17 protein-coding genes are annotated in these 20,287 nt (G+C 61.0%); 6 read left to right on the top strand and 11 right to left on the bottom strand.

What is annotated here, in order from left to right; all coding sequences use genetic code 11:
• Positions 1-49 precede the first annotated feature (49 nt).
• Positions 50-709: a DUF3043 domain-containing protein gene (locus HMPREF2528_RS07190; protein ID WP_070543496.1), complete on the bottom strand. Its 660-nt coding sequence runs from the start codon at positions 707-709 to the stop codon at positions 50-52.
• A gap of 136 nt (positions 710-845) precedes the next feature.
• On the opposite strand from HMPREF2528_RS07190, the gene HMPREF2528_RS07195 reads away from it, so the two are divergent.
• The 6 genes from HMPREF2528_RS07195 (at position 846) to HMPREF2528_RS07220 (ending at position 6,727) form a co-directional block, all read left to right on the top strand.
• On the top strand, positions 846-2,240 hold the full coding sequence (locus tag HMPREF2528_RS07195) for a M20/M25/M40 family metallo-hydrolase (RefSeq protein WP_070543498.1): 1,395 nt from the start codon (positions 846-848) through the stop codon (positions 2,238-2,240).
• Positions 2,241-2,531: 291 nt separating this feature from the next.
• Positions 2,532-2,885 carry a HesB/IscA family protein gene (locus HMPREF2528_RS07200; protein ID WP_044150446.1) on the top strand — a complete coding sequence of 118 codons (354 nt, stop codon included), beginning with the start codon at positions 2,532-2,534 and terminating at the stop codon, positions 2,883-2,885.
• A gap of 103 nt (positions 2,886-2,988) precedes the next feature.
• Positions 2,989-4,062 carry an anthranilate phosphoribosyltransferase gene (gene trpD / locus HMPREF2528_RS07205; protein ID WP_070506294.1) on the top strand — a complete coding sequence of 358 codons (1,074 nt, stop codon included), beginning with the start codon at positions 2,989-2,991 and terminating at the stop codon, positions 4,060-4,062.
• A 613-nt stretch (positions 4,063-4,675) separates the two neighbouring features.
• Complete coding sequence (locus tag HMPREF2528_RS07210) at positions 4,676-5,125, top strand: NfeD family protein (RefSeq protein WP_070543500.1); 450 nt, start codon at positions 4,676-4,678, stop codon at positions 5,123-5,125.
• Positions 5,126-5,203: 78 nt separating this feature from the next.
• Positions 5,204-6,199 (top strand): SPFH domain-containing protein, encoded by a 996-nt coding sequence (locus HMPREF2528_RS07215; protein WP_005506035.1) that lies wholly within the window; start codon positions 5,204-5,206, stop codon positions 6,197-6,199.
• A 189-nt stretch (positions 6,200-6,388) separates the two neighbouring features.
• Positions 6,389-6,727 carry an RNA polymerase-binding protein RbpA gene (locus HMPREF2528_RS07220; protein ID WP_005506034.1) on the top strand — a complete coding sequence of 113 codons (339 nt, stop codon included), beginning with the start codon at positions 6,389-6,391 and terminating at the stop codon, positions 6,725-6,727.
• A 200-nt stretch (positions 6,728-6,927) separates the two neighbouring features.
• Here HMPREF2528_RS07220 and HMPREF2528_RS07225 read toward each other — a convergent pair whose 3' ends face one another.
• From HMPREF2528_RS07225 to HMPREF2528_RS07275, 10 genes are all read right to left on the bottom strand, one after another.
• The gene (locus HMPREF2528_RS07225) at positions 6,928-7,662 is read right to left on the bottom strand and encodes a polyprenol monophosphomannose synthase (RefSeq protein WP_005506032.1); all 735 of its coding nucleotides are present in this window, start codon (positions 7,660-7,662) and stop codon (positions 6,928-6,930) included.
• Between the two features lie 134 nt (positions 7,663-7,796).
• A complete protein-coding gene (locus tag HMPREF2528_RS07230) occupies positions 7,797-8,975 on the bottom strand; it encodes a hypothetical protein (protein WP_005506030.1) in 1,179 nt (392 codons plus the stop codon).
• Between the two features lie 243 nt (positions 8,976-9,218).
• Positions 9,219-12,275, bottom strand: a complete 3,057-nt coding sequence (locus HMPREF2528_RS07235; RefSeq protein ID WP_070543502.1) for a DEAD/DEAH box helicase — start codon at positions 12,273-12,275, stop codon at positions 9,219-9,221.
• Positions 12,276-12,553: 278 nt separating this feature from the next.
• Entirely contained in the window at positions 12,554-13,435 is an 882-nt protein-coding gene (gene tatC, locus HMPREF2528_RS07240; RefSeq protein ID WP_070543505.1) for a twin-arginine translocase subunit TatC, read from the bottom strand.
• A 133-nt stretch (positions 13,436-13,568) separates the two neighbouring features.
• Positions 13,569-13,814 (bottom strand): Sec-independent protein translocase subunit TatA, encoded by a 246-nt coding sequence (gene tatA, locus HMPREF2528_RS07245; RefSeq protein WP_005506024.1) that lies wholly within the window; start codon positions 13,812-13,814, stop codon positions 13,569-13,571.
• A gap of 437 nt (positions 13,815-14,251) precedes the next feature.
• On the bottom strand, positions 14,252-16,537 hold the full coding sequence (locus HMPREF2528_RS07255; RefSeq protein WP_070543507.1) for a WYL domain-containing transcriptional regulator: 2,286 nt from the start codon (positions 16,535-16,537) through the stop codon (positions 14,252-14,254).
• Positions 16,538-16,666: 129 nt separating this feature from the next.
• Positions 16,667-17,062, bottom strand: a complete 396-nt coding sequence (locus HMPREF2528_RS07260) for an FKBP-type peptidyl-prolyl cis-trans isomerase (RefSeq protein ID WP_005508667.1) — start codon at positions 17,060-17,062, stop codon at positions 16,667-16,669.
• 114 nt (positions 17,063-17,176) lie between these two features.
• On the bottom strand, positions 17,177-18,235 hold the full coding sequence (locus HMPREF2528_RS07265) for an FKBP-type peptidyl-prolyl cis-trans isomerase (protein ID WP_070543509.1): 1,059 nt from the start codon (positions 18,233-18,235) through the stop codon (positions 17,177-17,179).
• A 204-nt stretch (positions 18,236-18,439) separates the two neighbouring features.
• A complete protein-coding gene (gene pafA, locus HMPREF2528_RS07270; RefSeq protein ID WP_070543511.1) occupies positions 18,440-19,912 on the bottom strand; it encodes a Pup--protein ligase in 1,473 nt (490 codons plus the stop codon).
• Between the two features lie 29 nt (positions 19,913-19,941).
• Positions 19,942-20,136, bottom strand: coding sequence for a ubiquitin-like protein Pup (locus tag HMPREF2528_RS07275; protein WP_005506016.1), 195 nt, complete (start codon positions 20,134-20,136; stop codon positions 19,942-19,944).
• Positions 20,137-20,287 lie beyond the last annotated feature (151 nt).

The raw sequence follows: 20,287 nt of genomic DNA on the forward strand, positions 1-20,287 counted from the left end.
CCCACAAACACAACCCCCAACACGGGACCGCGCCACAGGGCACTAACAACTAGCGCGGGTACTCGCCGTACTTCACCATCGGAACCGGGCGGCGCATACGACGAATCATCATCACACGGTTAAACGCATACATGCCAGAACCACGCTGAACCTCGCCAAACTTAGCAATCAGCTTCTTCTTCAGGCTGCGCCACAAAATGAAGTAGTCAACAACCCACAGAATCATCAGCGCATACATTGCGTACACGGAACCGTAATAAATCGGTGCCGCCGCAGTAGACGTACCAGCCACACCCTGAGCAATCCAGCCGCCAACCAGCAGAACCAACAGAACAATCAGCATGAAATCGCCCAGGTTACGGCGCGCATCCACATAATCACGGATGTAACGACGCTGCGGACCCTGATCCACAAGAGGCAAGAAACGCTGATCACCGCCACGCAACGCCTCATTCTGACGAGCACGAAGCTTAGCGTTATCCTCACGCTCACGACGACGAAGCTCAGCACGCGCCTCACGATCATTCGCAAGCGCATGATCACCGCCGCCCACCAGAGGCCTATGACGAGCCGCCTCCCGCTCCTTACGCGAAGGAGTCGGACGGCCCTTCTTCGGGGTAAACTTCGGATCAACCGGAGCCTGCGGCTCCTCTACAACCTGCGGCTGAGCAGCTTCAGTCTCAGCCTTCTTATTCTTACGACCAAACACCCTCCCATCATACCCGACACACACAGATACACCCCCTCCACAACAAAACCACGTCAGAGCCTGAAACACCACAGCCCCACCCCACCGCAAGACCCCGAATAACACACCCCCACACCCCGCGATGTAAGGTAGAAACATGACTACTGAATTCACCCACCACAGCGCCCTCAACGACGCAATCAACGAACGATTCGAAGCCACCCTACAAACCCTCACCGACCTCGTCGCCATTCCCTCCATCGCCTGGGAATCCCACGACCTCACCCAGGTCGACCGCAGTGCAGAAGCAGCCGCCGCACTCGCCCGCAAGGCAGGCTTCGACAACGCACGCATCGAACGCGCCACCTACACCACCGCCGACGGCACCGAAAAGCAGGGCATGCCCGCCGTCATCGCCCAGCGCCCCGCCGCCGAAGGCTACCCGACCATCCTGCTCTACGCCCACCACGACGTACAGCCCGCCGGCAACCTCGACCTCTGGAACATCGAACCCTTCGTCGCCACCCGCAAGGGCGACCGCCTCTACGGCCGCGGCGCAGCAGACGACAAAGCAGGCATCCTCGTACACCTCGCCGCGCTCGCAGCCATCAACGAAACCCTCGGCGATGACTTCAAACTCGGCGTGAAACTCTTCATCGAAGGCGAAGAAGAAGCAGGCTCACCCTCCTTCGTCTCCTTCCTCAACACCTACCGCGACGAACTATCCGCCGACTACATCATCGTCGCAGACTCCGCCAACTGGCGCGCCGGCGTACCCGCACTCACCACCAGCCTGCGCGGCGTCGCATCCGGCGACATCGAAGTACGCGTCGGCAGCCACGCCATCCACTCCGGCATGTTCGGCGGCCCCATGCTCGACGCACACACCCTCATGGCACAGCTCCTCGCAACCCTGCACGACGCCACCGGCGCCGTAGCCGTCGAAGGCCTACACCGAGCCCCCGAACCCGAACTCGAATACGCCGAAGCGGACTTCCGCAACGACTCCGGAATCCTCGACTCCGTACCCCTCGCAGGCACCGGAACCGTCGCCTCCCGTCTGTGGACCCAGCCGGCCATCTCCGTCATCGGCATGGACATCCCCTCCATCGCAACCTCCTCCAACACCCTGGCAGTCCTCTCCCGAGCACGCATCAGCACCCGTCTCGCACCCGGCGACACCCCCGAAAACGCACACCGCGCGCTCGCCGAGCACATCAAGGCCCACGCACCCCACGGCGCCGAGGTCAGCTACACCGCCGTGGATTCCGGCATGCCCTTCTCGACCGAGGTGGACGCAGACGGTGCGCAGACCGCTCTGGACGCCATGCGCGCCGCCTGGGACCTGGAACCCGTGCAGACCGGCATGGGCGGCTCCATTCCGTTCATCGCCGACCTGAAGCAGACCTTCCCGCAGGCACAGATTCTGGTCACCGGTGTGGAAGACCCCGACACCCGCGCCCACAGCGCCAACGAGTCCCTGTACATCCCGGACTTCAAGAACGCAATCCTGGCGGAGGCACTGCTGCTCAGCGCACTCGGCGCTCGCTAAACGCGCTCGCTGACCAGCACCCACTCGGCTAGAAAGCTTCAAGAAGCGCGGGGGAGAAACATCCACAAAAAGTGGGGGAGAAGGGTCACAAACCCCAACCCCCACTTTTTCGGTATCCTAGAAGCAGAATTATTTGTCAAGCCCCCACATCAACACTCACGCCCCCGGCGAACTATGCACACCCTAGGTTGTACATCAAACACCCGGGCGCGTATCGTGAAGGCTAAAACACCCACACGCGACGCACACGCGACGCACACGGGCAACCAACAAAACAAAAGGACAACACCAATGAGTGCAACCACCATCGAACTGCCGACCCACGGCGTCAACCTCACCGAAGTAGCACAGACCAAGGTCCGCACCCTCCTCGAACAGGAAGGCCGCACCGACCTGCGCCTGCGCATCGCCGTCCAGCCCGGCGGCTGCTCCGGCCTCATCTACCAGCTCTACTTCGACGAGCGCGTCCTCGACGGCGACGCAGTCCGCGACTTCGACGGCGTAGAGGTTATCGTCGACAAGATGAGCGCACCCTACCTCGACGGCTCCACCATCGACTTCGAAGACACCATCGAAAAGCAGGGCTTCTCCATCGACAACCCCAACGCAGCAGGCTCCTGCGCATGCGGTGACTCCTTCCACTAAACCGAAGACACCCACCACTAAAGCGCAACACGCCTAACAAACCCCCGTCTCGCATACTGCACCCAACCGTGCAGATACGCGACGGGGGTTTTACACTTAAAACATGACTACGCACGAAATCACCTGGAAATACATCCTCAACCAACTGATTAAGCACCAGAACCTCAGCGACACCGAAGTCGCCTGGGCCATGGACCAAATCATGACCGGCCAAACCGAACAGCCAATCCTCGCATCCTTCCTCACCGCCCTCCACTCCAAGGGCGAAACCCCCGAAGAACTCGGCGCGCTCGCAGCCGGCATGATCGCCAAAGCCGAGACCGTCGACATCGACCCCCACGCCGTAGACATCGTCGGCACCGGCGGCGACCAGCAAAACACCGTCAACATCTCCACCATGGCCGCCCTCGTCATCGCAGGAGCCGGTGCAACCGTCGTCAAGCACGGCAACCGCGCCTCCACCTCCAAATCCGGCTCCGCAGACGTCCTCGAAGCCCTCGGAATCCGCCTCGACATGCCCATTCCCGCCGTCGCCGAGTGCGCTCGCGAGACCGGCATCACGTTCCTGTTTGCCATGACCTTCCACCCGGCCATGCGCCACGTGGGCCCGACCCGCCGCCTGCTGGGTATTCCGACCGCGTTCAACTACCTGGGCCCCATGACCAACCCGGCCCGCGTGAAGTCCTCGGCAATTGGCGTGGCAAACCCGGTCATGGCTGAGAAGATGGCTCACGTCTTCGCCGAGCGCGGCGATCACGCCCTGATTTTCCGCGGAGACGACGGCCTGGACGAGCTGACCATCGCCACCACGAGCCGCCTGTGGGAGGCTGTAGACGGCAAACTGACCGAGTACCGTTTTGACCCGACCGAGTACGGCCTGCAGAACGCACCGCTGGAGCAGCTGCGAGGCGGCGACGCCGAGTACAACGCGGGTGTGTTCCGCGCCATTTTGGCGGGGGAGGGGGAGTCCCCGAAGAGCCCGCTGCGCGCTATTCACGACGCCGTGCTCATCAACGCGGCCGCAGGCCTGGTGGCCTACCGCCCGACCAACGGTGAGAGCTTTGAGACGCGCTTCACTCAGGCCCTGGCCGATGCGCGCGAGTCCATTGCATCCGGTGCAGCGGAGCGAGTGCTCAACGCCTGGGTAGAGTTCAGCGAAAAGCACGCGGAGGGCTAGGGAATCAGTAGCCAGAGGCGAGAGCCTCGGGGCTGATTTCAGAAGCCGAGCTGAGAAGGGCTAGGAGCTCTGGGGGTCGAAAGCTCTAGAAATCCTCTAGAAATCGATAGATAGCAGGCACCCGAGACGAACAGAGTGCACCGAAGGGTGCGGGGTCTCGGGTGCCTGTCGCTTAACGGAACGACGAGGAGATGTGAGCGGCGTAGAGAGTTCGAGCGTGTAGCTGAGCGTCGAGAAAGCCGAGGTGCCCGGAACGTAGAACAGCGGACGAGGACAGCGTAGTCGCACCACGAGGAGCGCAGGCTCGACCGACCCGTGCCAGCCAGAGTATCGAAAGCACCGGTGAACCGTCGGTGGGGTAGTGAAAAATAGGTCTACTTTACATAATGTATATTATCGGCTTTTTAGGGAGGTCTAGAATGAACCAAAGATTCCCCGTATCTAAATAAAGTCTTAACAGTTCATGTATTAACCTCACTCAGTCACCATAACCGTCGCCAGTACTCAATCCACCTGAAATAATGGATATACCCCGCATCACGAAGGTGCTGTCGCCTCGTATGCAGATTCAATGTCAACCACGCCGGTTGATGTACATCAAAGGAGAAAACTCGTGGATTGGCTCTTTGAGACACCCTGGACACTCTGGGTTGCACTCGCCCTCGTTTTCGCCGTCATAGAAATGCTCAGCCTCGACCTGTTCTTTCTCATGCTGGCGATCAGCGCAGGCGTCACCGCAGCAATATCGCCCTTCGTGGATAACATGCTGATTCGAACCGTTATTTTCGTGGTTATCTGCCTGATTCTGGTTCTTGGCCTGCGCCCGCCGCTGCTGAAGAAACTCAATAAATCAGCTACCGGAGCTGTCACTAATGCCGAAGCACTCATTGGCGCTGAGGTGCGCGTCACTCAAGATGTGACTGGTGAAACCGGTTTGGTGGTACTGGCCGGCGATACCTGGACGGCGCGCACCGCCTCCGGAACGCTCCCTGCCGGATCACACGCGAGGGTACGAGCCATTGAGGGCGCTACCGCAATCGTAGAGCCTCTCCCCCACACCTAAGACCCATCTGAATACCGGCTCTAGAAGCAGGTTCAGATACCAAAAACACACCATATAACTCACCGATAAGGAGAAACAATGCCTATCAGCCTTATTTTGACGGTCCTACTCATCCTCTTCGTACTGACGATGCTCGCAAAGACCGTGCGCGTCATCCCGCAGGGACGAGCCGGCATCGTTGAACGACTGGGTAAGTTCCACGCCGTTCTCAACCCCGGCCTGCACATCGTCATCCCCGTAGTTGACCGCGTGCTGCCCCTGATTGACCTGCGCGAACAGGTGGTTTCCTTCCCCTCGCAGTCCGTGATTACCGAAGACAACCTCGTGGTTGGTATCGACACCGTCGTGTACTTCCAGGTCACCGACCCCCGCTCGGCAACCTACGAAATCACCAACTACATTCGCGCCGTGGACGAGCTGACCAGCGCAACCCTGCGTAACGTCGTTGGTGGCCTGAACCTGGAGCAGACCCTCACCTCCCGCGACCAGATCAACGCGGAACTGCGAGGTGTACTCGACTCCACCACCGGCCGCTGGGGCCTGCGCGTCTCCCGCGTGGACATCAAGGAAATCCAGCCCCCGGTGTCCATCCAGGACTCCATGGAGAAGCAGATGCGTGCAGAGCGTGACCGCCGCGCCGCAATCCTCACCGCAGAAGGCCAGAAGCAGTCCGACATTCTGACCGCAGAAGGTGAATCCCGCGCAGCCATCCTGCGTGCAGAGGGCGAAAAGCAGGCACAGATCCTTCGTGCGGAAGGTGACGCACAGTCCGCAATCCTGCGCGCAAACGGTGAAGCCGAAGCCGTGCAGAAGGTCTTCGCCGCAATCCACGAATCCAACCCCAGCCAGCAGTTGCTCACCTACCAGTACCTGCAGACCCTGCCCAAGCTCGCCGAAGGCGACGCCAACAAGCTCTGGTTCATCCCGACCGAACTGGGCGATGCACTGCGCGGCCTGGGCAACGCATTCGGCACCCTGCCCGCATCCGACCTTGCGGACGCACCGAAGAAGCCCGCAGCAGAGGCTCCCAAGAGCGCACCGCAGGCCCCCGGAAGCTACGGCATCAACGGCTAAACGCGGAATCTAACGCATAAAAAGGCGCGAATCACCAAAAATCACGCCGAATAAACACCACCACGCTGGGCGGGTGGAGACTATTACCGATATAATGGATGTTTTGTAAACGTTCGAGGGAATAGCTCTCCCCCGCCCAACGTTATGCCTAAAGCGCCACAAGGCGCACCCGACGACACTGGAGGAAAAATGAGCGATCGTAGCCTGCGCGGTATGCGCCTGGGTTCCCAGTCGATGGAAACCGAATCGAACGTACAGCCCGCGCCCCGCCAGCGCGTCGAATACCGTACCGCAGACGGTGACCGCGTTTTCGTGACCTTCGCGGCAGAGGCAGAAATCCCCTCGGTATGGACCGCAAAGTCCGGCAAGGAAGCATACCTCGTCAACGGCGACTCCACCGCAGACGCCGAAGAAGAGAAGCCCGCACGTACCCACTGGGACATGCTCATGGAACGTCGCAGCATCGAAGAGCTGGAAAAGACCCTGGAAGACCGCCTGGAATACTACCGCAAGCACTACGCGCTCTAAAAGCGCTGTAGACACGCCGTAGAAAGGCTGTAGAAGCCCGCTAAGAGCCATTTGCGCTCTGAGCGGGCTTTCTTCTTTTGGTGGTGGCTTCGTCGATACGTGAGCCAGGAAAGAGTGCCAGAGAAAACAGAAAAAGGCCGGGGCGGATACGTTATGTATCCGCCCCGGCCTTTCGTATAAGTCTCAGAACGAGGGATGTTTTACTTGCCCAGAGCCTTCTTGAGCTTCTGAACACGGTTGGTCAGACCCCAGCGAGTCACCTTAGACATGGAATCGAAGATAATGTTGCCGTCCATCTTCGAAGCGCCAATCTCACGCTCAACGAAAGTAATCGGAACCTCAACAATATTCAGACCAGCCTGCTCAGAACGCCACGCCAAATCCACCTGGAACACGTAGCCCTTCGAGTCAATACCGTCAAGGTTCAGGCGCTGCAGAGCGTCACGACGGTACGCACGGAAACCAGCGGTAATGTCCTTGATGGAGGTGCCCAGAATCAGGCGGGTGTACAGGTTAGCGCCGCGAGAGAGAATCTGGCGGTGAGCCGGCCAGTTCTTGGTCTTGCCGCCGGGCACGTAACGCGAACCAATAGCCAGGTCAGCGCCCGCCTCCACTGCACGAACCAGGGAAGGAAGCTGCTCAGGCTGGTGCGAGCAGTCAGCGTCCATTTCAATCAGAATGTCGTAGCCTGCCTCAAGGCCCCAATCGAAGCCGGCGAGGTATGCGCCCCCCAGACCGTCCTTAACGGTGCGGTGCAGAACGTGAATCTGGGAATCCTTAGCCGACAGCTCATCAGCAATCTGGCCGGTGCCGTCGGGGCTGTTATCATCCACCACGAGAATGTCCACCTCGGGAGCTGCCTTGCGAAGACGCTCTACCACGACGGGCAGGTTCTCCTTCTCGTTATACGTCGGGATGACAGTTAGAACGCGCATATTACTCCCTCACAGGTGCATATAAAACAGGCAGTGTAGATATCCAGTATACCGGGTAAACATGTGGGCAGCTGAACCAGCGGGGGCTTCCACTGCCCCTAAACTGCCTAAAAAGGTGCTGATAAGCTAAAAAATTAGTTACTTTCAGTGTAAATAGATTCCAGGATGGGCAGAGGCGAATCCTCATCCAGCACCGGAAGCAACGGAATGCGAGCGCGGGGGTCGGTGCTCCACGACGCGACGCGGGAGTCGGGTGCCTGGACCATGAGGGCTTCGACGCGCCATTGTGCGACGTATGCGGGGGTATCGGGGGTGAGCTGGCCGGTGAAGGGGTTGTCTTCGTGGGCGAGGCGGTATACGCCGCGGGTGAGGGCGGCGAAGGCGCTACGTGCGGAGATGCCGTGTTCGTCGTTGACGAGTTCGCGGATGAGGGACCAGGCGCCGGGTGCGTACAGCTGAGCATCAGAACCCAGCGCGATGGAGGTGCCTGCTGCGTTTGCGCGGCGGGCTACGGAAGCTACCGACTCACGTACCTCTCCCCCGGCGTGTGCGAGGAGTGCTTGGACGGTGTCGTTGGCGGTTTCGTCTTCTTCGGGTTCGCAGACGCTGAGGCCGAGGTTGATGCGTGCTTCTGCCAGCTGGGTGAGGTATTCGTCGGTGATGGGGTCTTGCGGGGTGCTGATTGCTGCGTCGAGGCGGATGGAGAGCCAGGGGCGGGTTTCGCGTACGGCGAGCGCTGCGTCGGCTGCGGTGGTGAATCCGGTGGATGCGTCGATGGAGAGCAGGAGTGCGGCGTCTTCGGCTACCTGTGCTGCTGCGGGTGCCTCGTCGGGTGCGACAGAGATACCGACCAGCTGCAGGCCCTTGACGGCGCGTTCGCCTTCGGTGAGGGGGCGTAGTGCCTTGATAGCGCTGATGAGCTCGTCGGTTTCAATGCCGGTGGCGTTGAGGATGAGGCGGATGTCGGGGGTACCGTGTTCGGCGCTGTAGTAGCTGAGTGCGGAGACGAGGTCGGGTACGTCTTCCATGCCGGCGAGCAGGGTGTGGGTGTGGTAGCCGGCTGCGCGGTATGCCTGCAGGTAGTCGAGGATTTCGGGTGCTTCTTTGCCTGCGACCGGTGCCAGTGCGCGTGCAAAGGCGGGGGTCAGCAGGGCGCCGTCGAGTTCGGTGATGGTGGCGGACTCGTCAGCAATAGAACGTGCCCCGGAGTCGGAACCAACCCAGCGGACGAAGCCGTCCTCGACCAGCATTGCGGTTGCGTACGGGTCGACGGGGCTGTACACGCTACCATCTACGAAAATACGGGTAGACATTAGAATCCTTTCACCATTGAGGCGCGCCGGAGCGCACACGAGGGCGGGCACGTCGATTGTGCTCGCGTAGCTTAGCTGAGCGTCTCATTTGAGTATAGAAGCACCCCCGCTGCCTGTGGTAGTTCGTTCGTCCTTAGATGAGGCGGAACTTAGATGATGTAGAACAATGCACAGTAGCGGGGGTGGTGGCCCGAACTGGTCGGGCGCGGTGTAGCACTATGTACGGTGTAGCTAAGGCGCGGGCTAGACGTCCAGGGCGACTACGCCGCGGCGTACCGCCTCAATCGCTTCTTCACAGCGGGCTCGAATGACCGGGTCCAGTGAGCGGATGTGCGCGATTTGGTCCAGGGCGTCCAGTACCTGCTTTGCCCAACGTACGAAGTCGCCGGCGGCAAGGCCGGTGTCCTCGATTGCCTTTGCGAGGTGCGCGCCGTTCGCCCAGGCGTACATGGGCTCGACCAGGCCGAAGTCGCATGCGGGGGTCGGGTTGACCTTGAACTGTTCCTCGGCTGCGTTCAGGTCGGCGAGGCGCTGCGTAATCGTCGCAATGGGTGCGCGCAGGGACGGGTGCGGGTAGTGCGCCAGGTACTCCACCGCGTCGCGCTTGCCCTGGTAGGTTAGCGCGGCAACGGTTGCAGCGATGGCGGCGGGCTCCAGGCCGTCGAGGAAGTGCGCATCCAGGCACAGGGCGGTCAGCAGATCGCGCTCGCCGTAGATGCGGCGCAGAGCCTGGCCGCCGGTGGTCAGCGACAGTTCGCCGTCCTCGGTGCGTTCCACGTAGCCGTAGCTCTCCAGAAGGCGCGAAATGCGGTTGAAGACCTGCGCAATCGTGTTGGTGCGACGCGCAATCTGACGGCGCAACCCTTCGGTTTCGGAGTTGAGCTTCTGCCAGCGTTCGGCCCAGCGCATATGGTTCGCGCGGTCGGAACAGCCGTGGCACGGATGGTTACGTAGCTGAGCCTGCAGAGCCTCCAGCTGCGCGTCAATGCTGTTCTGACGAGCCGGAATGTTCTGCTGCGCGAGCGCACGCGGGGCGCGGCCGTCGTAGAGCGCCTGGCGCATGCGGCTTGCGGTGTCGCGGCGTTCCTTGGGGGTCTTGAGGCTCAGGCGCTTGGGAATCTTGATGCGTGAGACCGGTTCGACGGCACCCTCAAAGTCGCGGGTTGAGGCGGTGCGCTGGTGCGCGTCCTCGGTGACGATGCCGATGCGCGGGTCGGCGTGAGAATCGGAGCGGGTGATGACGACTGCGTAGCCGCGGGAGCGGCCGTGCGGAATGTAGATGATGTCGCCGGGCAGTAGCTGTTGGATGCTGTGGTGTGCCTGCGCGCGGGCGTGGCGTTCGTTGCTCTTGGATGCCTTCTTTTCCAGTTCAGCGATGTGGCGGCTGAGCTGGACGTATTCGGTGAAGTCGCCCAGGTGGCATGCCATTGCTTCGCGGTAGCCTTCTAGGGCGCTTTCGTTTTTGCGTACTCGGGAGGCGACGCCCACGACCGATTTGTCTGCCTGGAACTGTGCGAAGGAGGATTCTAGGATTTTGCGGGTGCGTTCGGCGCCGTAGGAGGCGATGAGGTTTGCCGCCATGTTGTAGGTGGGGCGGAATGAGGAGTTCAGCGGGTAGGTGCGGGTTGAGGCGAGGGTTGCCACGTGTTCTGGGGACATGCCGGGGCGCCACATGACCACGGCGTGGCCTTCGATGTCGATGCCGCGGCGGCCTGCGCGTCCGGTTAGCTGGGTGTACTCGCCGGGGGTGATGTCTACGTGGGATTCACCGTTGTATTTGGTGAGCTTCTCCAAGATCACGGTGCGTGCGGGCATGTTGATGCCCAGTGCGAGGGTTTCGGTGGCGAAGACCAGCTTAATCAGGCCCTGGGCGAAGAGGGTTTCGACGACCTCCTTGAATAGGGGTAGCAGGCCGGCGTGGTGTGCGGCGATACCGCGAATCAGGCCGTCACGCCACTCGTAGTAGCCGAGGGTGTTCAGGTCGCGGGTGTCCAGGTGAGCGGTCGCTTCCGCAATGTAGGCGCGGATGGTCTGCTGCTGTTCGGGGGTGGTCAGCGTAATATCGGCGGATACGCAGTGGCTGACCGCGCCGTCGCAACCGGCACGGGAGAAGATAAAGCAGATTGCGGGCAGCAGGCCCTGCTTGTCGAGGGCGCGCACCATCTCCGGGCGGGTAATGCGCTGCGGACGCAGAGGCTTCTGCTCACCGCGCGCATCAAAATCTCGGTTGTTACTGAAACGGTCACGACGGTTCGAGCCGCCGCGCTCGCCGCTGCTGAACGTCTCATTGAGCCAGCCTTCACGGCGGTGACGGAAACGTTCACGCTTGCCGCCGTAGCGTCCGCGGCCCGGGCTCGAACGGAAGCCGGGGCGTAGCGCCTTCAGCTGCGGGTTCAGGCGCAGACCGGCAAGCAGCGGGTTAGCGCCCGCCTCCACGGATGCGCCGCGTTGCTTAGCCTTCTGTGCCTTCTTCGCCTGCTTGCGGGAGAGCTTCTCCTCCGGCTCCTGGTTCTTGCCCTGGGTGTGGTTTTTGCCCTGTGCGGAGTTGTCCTCGGGTACGAACAGGTCCACCACGCGGTGACCGACCATCATGTGCTGCCACAGCGGCACCGGGCGGTGCTCCGAAACAATAATGTCCGTGCCGCCGCGCACCGTATCCAGCCACGCGCCGAACTCCTCAACGTTCGACACCGTAGCCGACAGGGAAATGACGTTCACATGCTCGGGAAGGTGAATAATCGCCTCTTCCCACACTGCACCACGGAAACGGTCCGCCAGGTAGTGCACCTCATCCATGACCACATAGCCCAGGCCGGTCAGCGTGGTCGAGTTGGCGTAGAGCATGTTGCGCAGCACCTCGGTGGTCATCACGACCACGGGTGCTTCCGTGTTAATGCTCGTATCGCCGGTGAGCAGACCCACGTAATCCTCACCGTACGCGCACACAAAGTCGTGGTACTTCTGGTTGCTCAGCGCCTTAATGGGGGTCGTGTAGAACGCCTTCATGCCGCGGCGCAACGCCAGGTAGATACCGAACTCACCCACAATGGTCTTACCGGCACCGGTGGGCGCGGCAACGAGGACGGAGCGGTCCGCCTCCACGGCGGCACACGCCTGACGCTGAAAATCATCCAGCGGAAATTCAAGGGACGCCTCAAAAGCGCCGAGGGCGGTCTTTGCGTAGGCGGCGCGCTCTCGGGATGCGGTGTAGGCGGCAGCGTAGTCGGTGCGCTCCGCCGGGGTCTGTGCGTTAGAAGCGTTAGAAGTGTGTGCGTCGGACTGTGCGTGGTGCTTGCTCATAGTATGTCCAGTGTAACGGTTCGCCCGCCGCGAGCCTCCAGAAAGCATCCTGCACGGGCACTAATCCGGTATGGGCGAACAGCGAGCGCATCCGGCGCGGTATAACGCTCCCTGTGAATCTCGCTATGGAGGTGCCGTGCGAGCCGACGTTAGAAGCTTTCCCGGCATGCGAATCTGGGCACTCTAATCTGGGTATGTCTGGGCATGCGAAAGGGGCGGGATACAGGTTCTCTGTACCCCGCCCCTTGCGGCTACGTCGCTCAATGCGAACTATTTAGTTAGGAAGTCTTCTCTTCCTCGAAGTAACCCATCTTCGCCAGGTCTTCACTGCTGGTTGCGGTGTTCAGGCTTGCTTCATCCGACCCCTGTGCCAGCTTGGCAAGCTTGCGGTCGCGGCGCTTGTCGTTGATCATGCAGATGCCGATCGCTGCGAAGAAGAAAATCAGCAGCGGCGCCATGAGCACGAACATCATCATGATGTCGCTACCGGGTGCGGTCAGCGCTGCAATCACTGCAACGAGCACGACAACCCAACGCCAGGACTTCAGGATGGTCTTGCCTCGGATGAGGCCGAGCATGTTAATGCCAACCAGAATCACCGGGATGATGAACGCGCAGGAGAACGTCACAACGAACTTCAGGATGAAGGAGATGTACACGCCCGCGTCAATGTAGTTACTTTCGTTGACGGGGGTGAACTTCAGCAGTGCGTAGACCACGCCGGGGAGGGTGAAGTACGAAATGGCGACACCGCAGGCAAACGCGAAAATAGATGCGGTGAGGAAGCCGAAGAGATACTTCTTCTCCTTGGTGTGCAGTGCCGGAAGCAGGAATCGCAGCGCCTGGTAGAGCCAGACGGGAGAGGCGATCACCAGGCCGATGTACATACCGACCTTCAGCAGCTGGTCGAAAGGAGATGCGACGCTACCGTAGTTCAGGTTTGCGTTGCGGCCGGTTTCTGCGTTGATCTGCTGCAGGGGTGCAGAGATCATTTCGATGAAAGGCTGGTAGAGGAAGACCGTACCGATGATGGCTGCGATGATGGTTGCGATAGCCGCTTTGATGAGGCGGTCGCGGAATTCGCGCAGGTGTTCCTTGAGTTCCATGCGTGCTTCAGGATTGATTTTGCGGTTGCGCACGTCCTGGTCGGGTGTTGCCACGTGGTGTCCTCTGGGTGTCGGTGCCGTGTGTGATTCGGCTGAGGGGGTCTGGTGGGGTGTTTATGGGGTGGTGCCGCAAAACCCGTGCCGGCCGGTGGGCTGGCACGGGTTTGGTGCATCGGTGGCGGGACCGTTACTTGGTTTCGGTCTTGCCGTCCTTGCCGTTGTCTACGACCTCAGCGGTGACGACCTCTTCGCCGTCCTTCTCGCGGGGGTCCTTCTTGGAGTCGTTCTTCAGACCCTCAACTTCGGTCTTGAAGATGCGCATGGACTGGCCGAGGCTGCGTGCCATGCCGGGCAGCTTGGGTGCGCCGAAGAGCAGGACGATGAGGAGGATAACGACGATGATGGTCGCGGGGTGGCTGAAAATCTGGCCCATGGTGGTGTGCCTTTCTGTTAGAGCAGGTCTCCGATGTTTTGAGGTTGGCCGAGTCGATCTCGTCGGGAGACCCGTCGCTTGATCCGCTCAGACCTGCGTGTCTGCTTACCTTGTTCGTAGTTATTGTATGCCTCGGTGATGGGTGTGAATACCCCGAGGGTGGTGTCTCGTGGGAGTTTTCGGCTTGCGTTCGCTTGCGCTGCGTCGAATTGTCCCTCGATTGACTCGACCCAGGTTACGGTTTCGTCAAGGAGTGTGAAACCGCGAGTGAGTGCTTTGTAGGTGAACCATGCCAAATAGAGGAGCGAGCAGATGATGAGCGCGCCCCATAGCAAAATCCAGAACCACCAAGACATGAGCACCATTATACAAGTTTTAGGTTAATGTTTTGGCGCCTTAGATGGGTTTTTAGGGTGTTTTTGCTTGTGGGTGAAGTTCTATTTTTCTGCGGGCACACCCCTGCGGCTGCTCGCGTTGAGGGTTTGCAACTGGTCAAGCAACGCCGCGCGCAGGTGCGCAGGACCGACCAGTTCGAGGGCACCTCGGTGCGCGATGACGGTGTCGAGGATGTTCTTATCGCCAGCGCCGTGGGCGTTGTTGTAGTAGTGAATACGCACGTACTGGGTGCGTGAAGCCTTCTTCACGTGGTGGGTGCTTCGACGCATGTACGTTGCGGTGAGAGTATCGAGCGGCTCGCCGCTGGGAATATGCTCGGTCGGGTGAATACGCAACTCAGCAAAGGGGTTGGTCTGAGTACTGTGCTGCTGCGCGTGCCAATGCGGGACGGTGTCACCGGTGACCGGGTGGGCACGACCCGCACCCGCCTCGTGGATGTGGTTGATGCGGGTGAGGCGGAAGTTACGCCAGAAAGTGGGGGTCTTCTCCCCTGCCTCATAATCCGCCACCTCGCTGTTTCCCGCCTGGCTGTCGGCAGTCTCACTGTTTCCTGCCTCGCCGGTGGCTGCGTGAGCAAAAGCCTCGGGTACGTACTCGGGGACTTGCTCACCACGCGCGGCATAGTAGCGTTCCTCAGCGGTACGGCACCACGCATGCAGGTACATGTGGTCGCGGTGCAACACCAGCGCATACGGATCCACCAGACGATCCGCGGCACGCTCAGAGGTACCGTAACCAATGGTCACGGCGTTGCCGCTGCTCAGGGCGGCAGTCGCCTCCTGCAGCAGAGGCTCCTCCGGGGCGAAGCACAGGTGCTGCGCATAAACGGGCGCGTTCGGGTACGCGGCGGCGAGCGCCTGGCGGATACTGCCCAGGCGCGCATCCGCCGGGTGCAGAATATCTGCGGCGGACAGGGTGAAAACGAGGATAGCGAGCTCAGTGTCGGTGAGGCGGGCGTAGTTCAGCAGCGTGTGCGGGGTCGCGCCGCCAAAGTCCGGCAGCAGATTAATGTAGCTGGGCTTGAGGGCGTCCGGGTCCTTGGGGTCGGCGTCGAAAGGTACGGTGTCTACCTGCGCGAAAATCTCGGGAATGATGGTCTTGCCGAGGTCGCGGTTTTTGTCGGTGTCCACGCTGTAGAGGGCGTTGAGCTGGTTCAATGGCATGGGCTCTTCACCGTGGGCGCTCGCCCAGCGGTCGGCACGGTGCAGACCCAAAATCAGGTCGACGAGGGCATCGAGGACATTATTGCGGTTACGCTGGTCAATCTTGCTCCACGTGCCGGGGTCCTCGACCGCTCCGCTGTGCAGGTCGGTGAGGGTGCGCAAGAGCTGCTGCTGGGCGGCGTAGCTATCACGCTGGCGGGTGGGCGCGTCCTCAGATTCGGCGGGCGGCTCGATAACGCAGCTGTAGCTCGTCGCCGCCACGGCGCTATCAATCGTGCCGTACGAGGGCACGGTGAAGGGCGCCGACAGCGTGGAATCGGCGTTGACCTCGGCAACAATCAGGCTTTCTTCGTAGCCCTTAATGTCTTCAAGCCAGTTCTTGGCATTGAACGTCGCGTTAATGGGGGTCGAATCAATACGCGAAAGCATCGTGAGCTTCTGAATACGGCTGGCGCGGAACGTGTACTCCTTACGCGCCGCGCTCTCAGTGTAGTAGCCGACAAAGTACCAGGTGCCGTAACGGTAACCAATACCGGCAACACTGACCTTCTCCTGCGTGCGGGTCGCACCGGCGGCAGTCTGGTAGGTGAACGTGACCGTCTTACGCTCCGCATAGGCGGTAAACAGCTCGTTCAGGTGCGGGTTATCGCTAAAGTAAATGCGCTGAAGGGGCTCACGGTAGCTGTACAGGTTCTTCGCGCGCTGACGCTTACCGGTCTTCGGGTCCTGAATCTTTGCGGCGGCGAGCGCCTCATCGGTGAGGTGCTCGCTCGTGAGCGCAATCTTGCGCAGGATGCGGTAGGCGTCATCCTGCAGTTCGGTGCCTTCCCAACCGCGCAGGATGGTGTTGATGAGGCGGAATTCCTCAGCGGTAGGGTTCCAGGCGGGCAGCTGTGCGGCGTCGCTGGTTTCGAGGCGGTAGCGCTCCCCCAGGTCCGTGGTCACGTGGGTGATGCGCGCGCCGGCATCACGCAGGGTCTGCTTGGCTCGCTCAAAGGCGCGTTCCTGCGACTCGCTGAGGGAGCCGTTCGCGCGCGTCTTGACACCGAGCAGGGTCAGTAGCTCGTTGCGGCTGATGCCCTGGGTTCGGGTTGCGGTGTCGGGTGCCTCGGCGGCGGTGGCGAGGCGGTGAAGAGTCATGTAAAGCTGAGCTGCGGTGGACATGGTTCAATCATACCGTGTGTGTTCCGCGGCACTTACTTTGCGTGCGGGTACGCAAAAGCCCGGTGCCCCTCCCACAAACGGGAGAAAGCACCGGGCTACACGTCTCTTACGCGAGAACCTGGCTAGTCCTTAGCGGACGTCCAGCAGGTCCACCACGAAAATCAGGGACTCGCCGGGCTTAATGACCGAGCCAGCGCCGCGGTCACCGTACGCCATGTCGGCGGGAATCTCCAGGCGACGACGGCCGCCGACCTTCATGCCGAGCAGGCCCTCATCCCAGCCGCGGATAACCTGGCCAACGCCCACCTGGAACGGCAGCGGCTCGCCGCGGTTCCAGGACGCGTCAAACTCTTCACCGGTGGAGAATGCCACACCAACGTAGTGGGTGAGCACGCGGGAGCCGGGAACAACCTCAGCGCCTGCGCCCTCAATCAGGTCGGTGATGACCAGCTCGGTGGGGGCGTCGCCCTCGGGGAAATCGATTTCAGGCTTTTCGCGGTCGAGGTTACGCTGACCGAAAGACATGGGTGTCTCCTTTGATTGGTTCGAAATGAATCGAAATAGTGGGTGCGCTCGCCGCCCATACAGGATAAGCGGCGAGCGCTGTATAAAACACTATATAAAAATGTGGGCGCCGGGCTACTGTGCGGTTGCCGAAGCGGACGCTGCCGGGGTTGCGGTCGCAGAAGCCTCAGCGGTTGCCGAAGCGGACGCCTCCGCAGCAGCTGCGCTAGAAGCCGCCTGAGCACGCTGCAGGGTCTGCGGGTTCTCCTCCGCACCCAGAATATCAACAACGAACACCAGAGTGCCCGAAGGCTTGGAACCGCCGGTGTCGTTACCGTACGCCAGGTCCGCCGGGATGACCAGCTCAACGCGGGAGCCGACCTTCTTGCCCTTCAGGCCCTGAGTCCAGCCCTTGATAACGCCCTGCAGGGAGATGCCCATCGGGGTGGCGGCGGCGTAGTTGCCGTCAACGACCTTACCGTCGGAGTACTGCACGCCAATGTAGCGCACGTACACGGTGTCGGTTTCCTTGACCTCGGCGCCCTCGCCCTCGATGAGGGTCTTAGCGGTCAGCTCGGTGACCTCCGGCTTGTTATCGGGCAGCTTAATTTCAGCCTTGCCGGTGGACTCATCCAGGGTGAAGGACGGCAGCGACGGGTCAGCCTCAACAGCCTTACCGGTTGCGTACTTGGGCAGCTTCGTCTTCACGGTGTACACCTCAACGTTGGTTGCGGCGCCGGGCGAAGCGGTCGTAGTGGTCACACCCGCGGTGCTGCGCTGCTGCAGAACGTTGGTAGTGTACGAGAAAGAACCGCCAACCTTAATCTTCTTCAGGGTTTCGTACACCTGCGGTGCAGCCTGCTTCAGCTGATCGTTAATCGGCAGCAGAATCGGCTCGCTGGAGTAAGTGGAACCGTTAAGCTTGCCGTCGGTGCCGTTGAACACGGCAGCCTCAACGAGCACGTAGTCACCATCGTTGATGGACTCGCCGTTACCTTCCTCAATCACGTACGCGGAGGGGCTAGAAGCGGCAAAGGGGGTCGCGAAGGACGCCTCAGGCTCAGCGGTCGCGTTCTTCAAGGTGTACTTCACCTTAGACAGGTCGCCGCTGGACTGCGCGCCACATGCAGACAGTGCAAGCGCGAGAGCAGCCGCGCTGGCACCGAAAATAGTGAGCTTAGAGCGTTTGGTCATAGTGTTATCCTCTGGGGTTTTCTGTGAGAGTGGGGCGTGTGAGTGCCCGTGTGCCACAGAACAGTTTACAGGTATAGGTTTAGCTGTTTTATGCTACGGCACGTAGCTGTGTTCAGGCTGTGTCGCGGCCGAGGCGTTCCCGAAGGTTGACAACCCTGACCGCCGGCGGGTTTCCCCTCATCAGAGAGTTTCTAGCAATGCTGTTTAGCAGGGCGGCGGAAATGCCGCCTCCTGATGCTGACGCGCCTTAGACGCCAACAGGCTCAGCACCTCCTCCAGCTCCTCGCTGCCGGTAGCAAACGGGTCCTTACACACCAGCGTGTGCTGCGGGTAGGCGTTGAGCTTTAAATGCACCCAATCCACGGTGAACTGCTCCCCCGCCGCAACCGCCGCATTAATGAAACGCGAACGCTGCAGAGCGCGAGTGTTCGGCGGCTGAGTCTTCGCCGCCTCCGCGGCACCCTCAGGCAGGATGCGCTTGACCGCACCGCGACGAACCAGCGCGTGGAAGACGCTACGCTCCGGGTCGATGTCGTGGTACGCCAAATCCAGCTGACGGATGCGGGCGCTCGCATAATCGGCAGGCTGACCAGCCGCGCGGGCACGGGCAATATACGCATCCAGAAGCTTCTTCTTAATCGCCCAGTCAATCTCAGTGTCAATGCTGCTGTAGTCGCCGGACTCGATAGCGTCCAGGGTGCGCTGCCACAGGTCCAGGGCGTATTCCACGTGGTGGTGGTGCGCGCCGTACTGCTGCACGTACTGGCGTGCCGCATCCAGGTAGTGACGCTGAACGCTCAACGCCGTGTAGTGCTTACCGTCGGTGGTTTCGAAGGTTGCGGTGCCGGTCAGGTCGTGGCTGATAGCGCGCAGAGCCGCCGGAACAGACACAATATCCAGGCTGGTGACCGGGAAGCGGTCTTCCAGCATGCGTAGCACCAGGTCGGTGCTGGCAATCTTCAGCAGGGTCGTCGGCTCCGCCATGTTCGAATCGCCATTAATGACGTGCATGCGACGGAACTTCGAAGCGTCCGCGTGCGGCTCATCGCGGGTGTTAATGAGCGGGCGAGCGCGCGAAGTTGAGGTGGACGCCGCCTCCCAAATATGGTCGGCACGCTGCGAGAACGAATACGAAGGCACACCCGTGCTGGACGCCGGGTCGGTCGAACCGGGCACCGGGCCGCCGTTCGGGTGGGTCTTACCGGCACCGACCAGAATCTGGCGGGTCACCAGGAACGGCACGAGCTGGGCAATCAGGTCGTTGAACTGCAGTTTGCGGCTGATCAGGTAGTTCTCGTGGCTGCCGTAGGAGTTGCCCGCCGAATCCACATTGTTCTTGAACAGGTACAGTTCACCGTCGAGAGGGCGGCCCTCCGAGCCTGCGAGCAGGCGCTTGCGGGCGGTACGCGCCAGATCAGCGAAAAGCAGCTCACCGGCGCGTTCCTGCGCGAGCAGTTCGTCAATGCTGCCGCATTCGGCGGAGGCGTACTCGGGGTGCGAACCCACGTCAAGGTAGAGCCTACCGCCGTTGGGCAGGAAGACGTTCGTTGAACGCCACTGATCCAGGACGGGCTTGAAAAGGGCGGCGGCGGACTCTTCGATGCTCAGCCGACCGAGCCCGTGCGGGACGTAGCTGAGCCCGAATTCGCTTTCAATGCCGAAAATACGGTGTTCCATGATGCTGACCCGGCGCGCAGGTGCGCCGGTTACTCGCCGCCCTTCTGGACGAAGCCGGTGACGAAATCTTCAGCGTTCTCAGCGAGCAGGCCGTCAATTTCGTCGAGCAGGTCGTCGACCTCGCTCACGTCAGAGACAACGTGGGAGGCGGCGAGGGTCAGTTCCTGCTCCTGCTCGGCTGCGGTGGTTTCGGTCTGCTGTGCGCTGATGCGTTCGCGGCTCATGGTTCTCTCCTCAAGGGGTTTTCGGTTGTGGACAAATAAGTTTTTAGTGGGGTTGGGTGCGGGGTATAAGGGTTTTGGTACCCGGACCTTACTGCACCCCGCCTGTGGGTTATGTGGTTTTTACTCTTCTGAATGGGGGTATTCGCCCCGG

The organism is Rothia sp. HMSC078H08 (genome assembly GCF_001808955.1).
In the GTDB taxonomy this organism is placed as follows: domain Bacteria; phylum Actinomycetota; class Actinomycetes; order Actinomycetales; family Micrococcaceae; genus Rothia.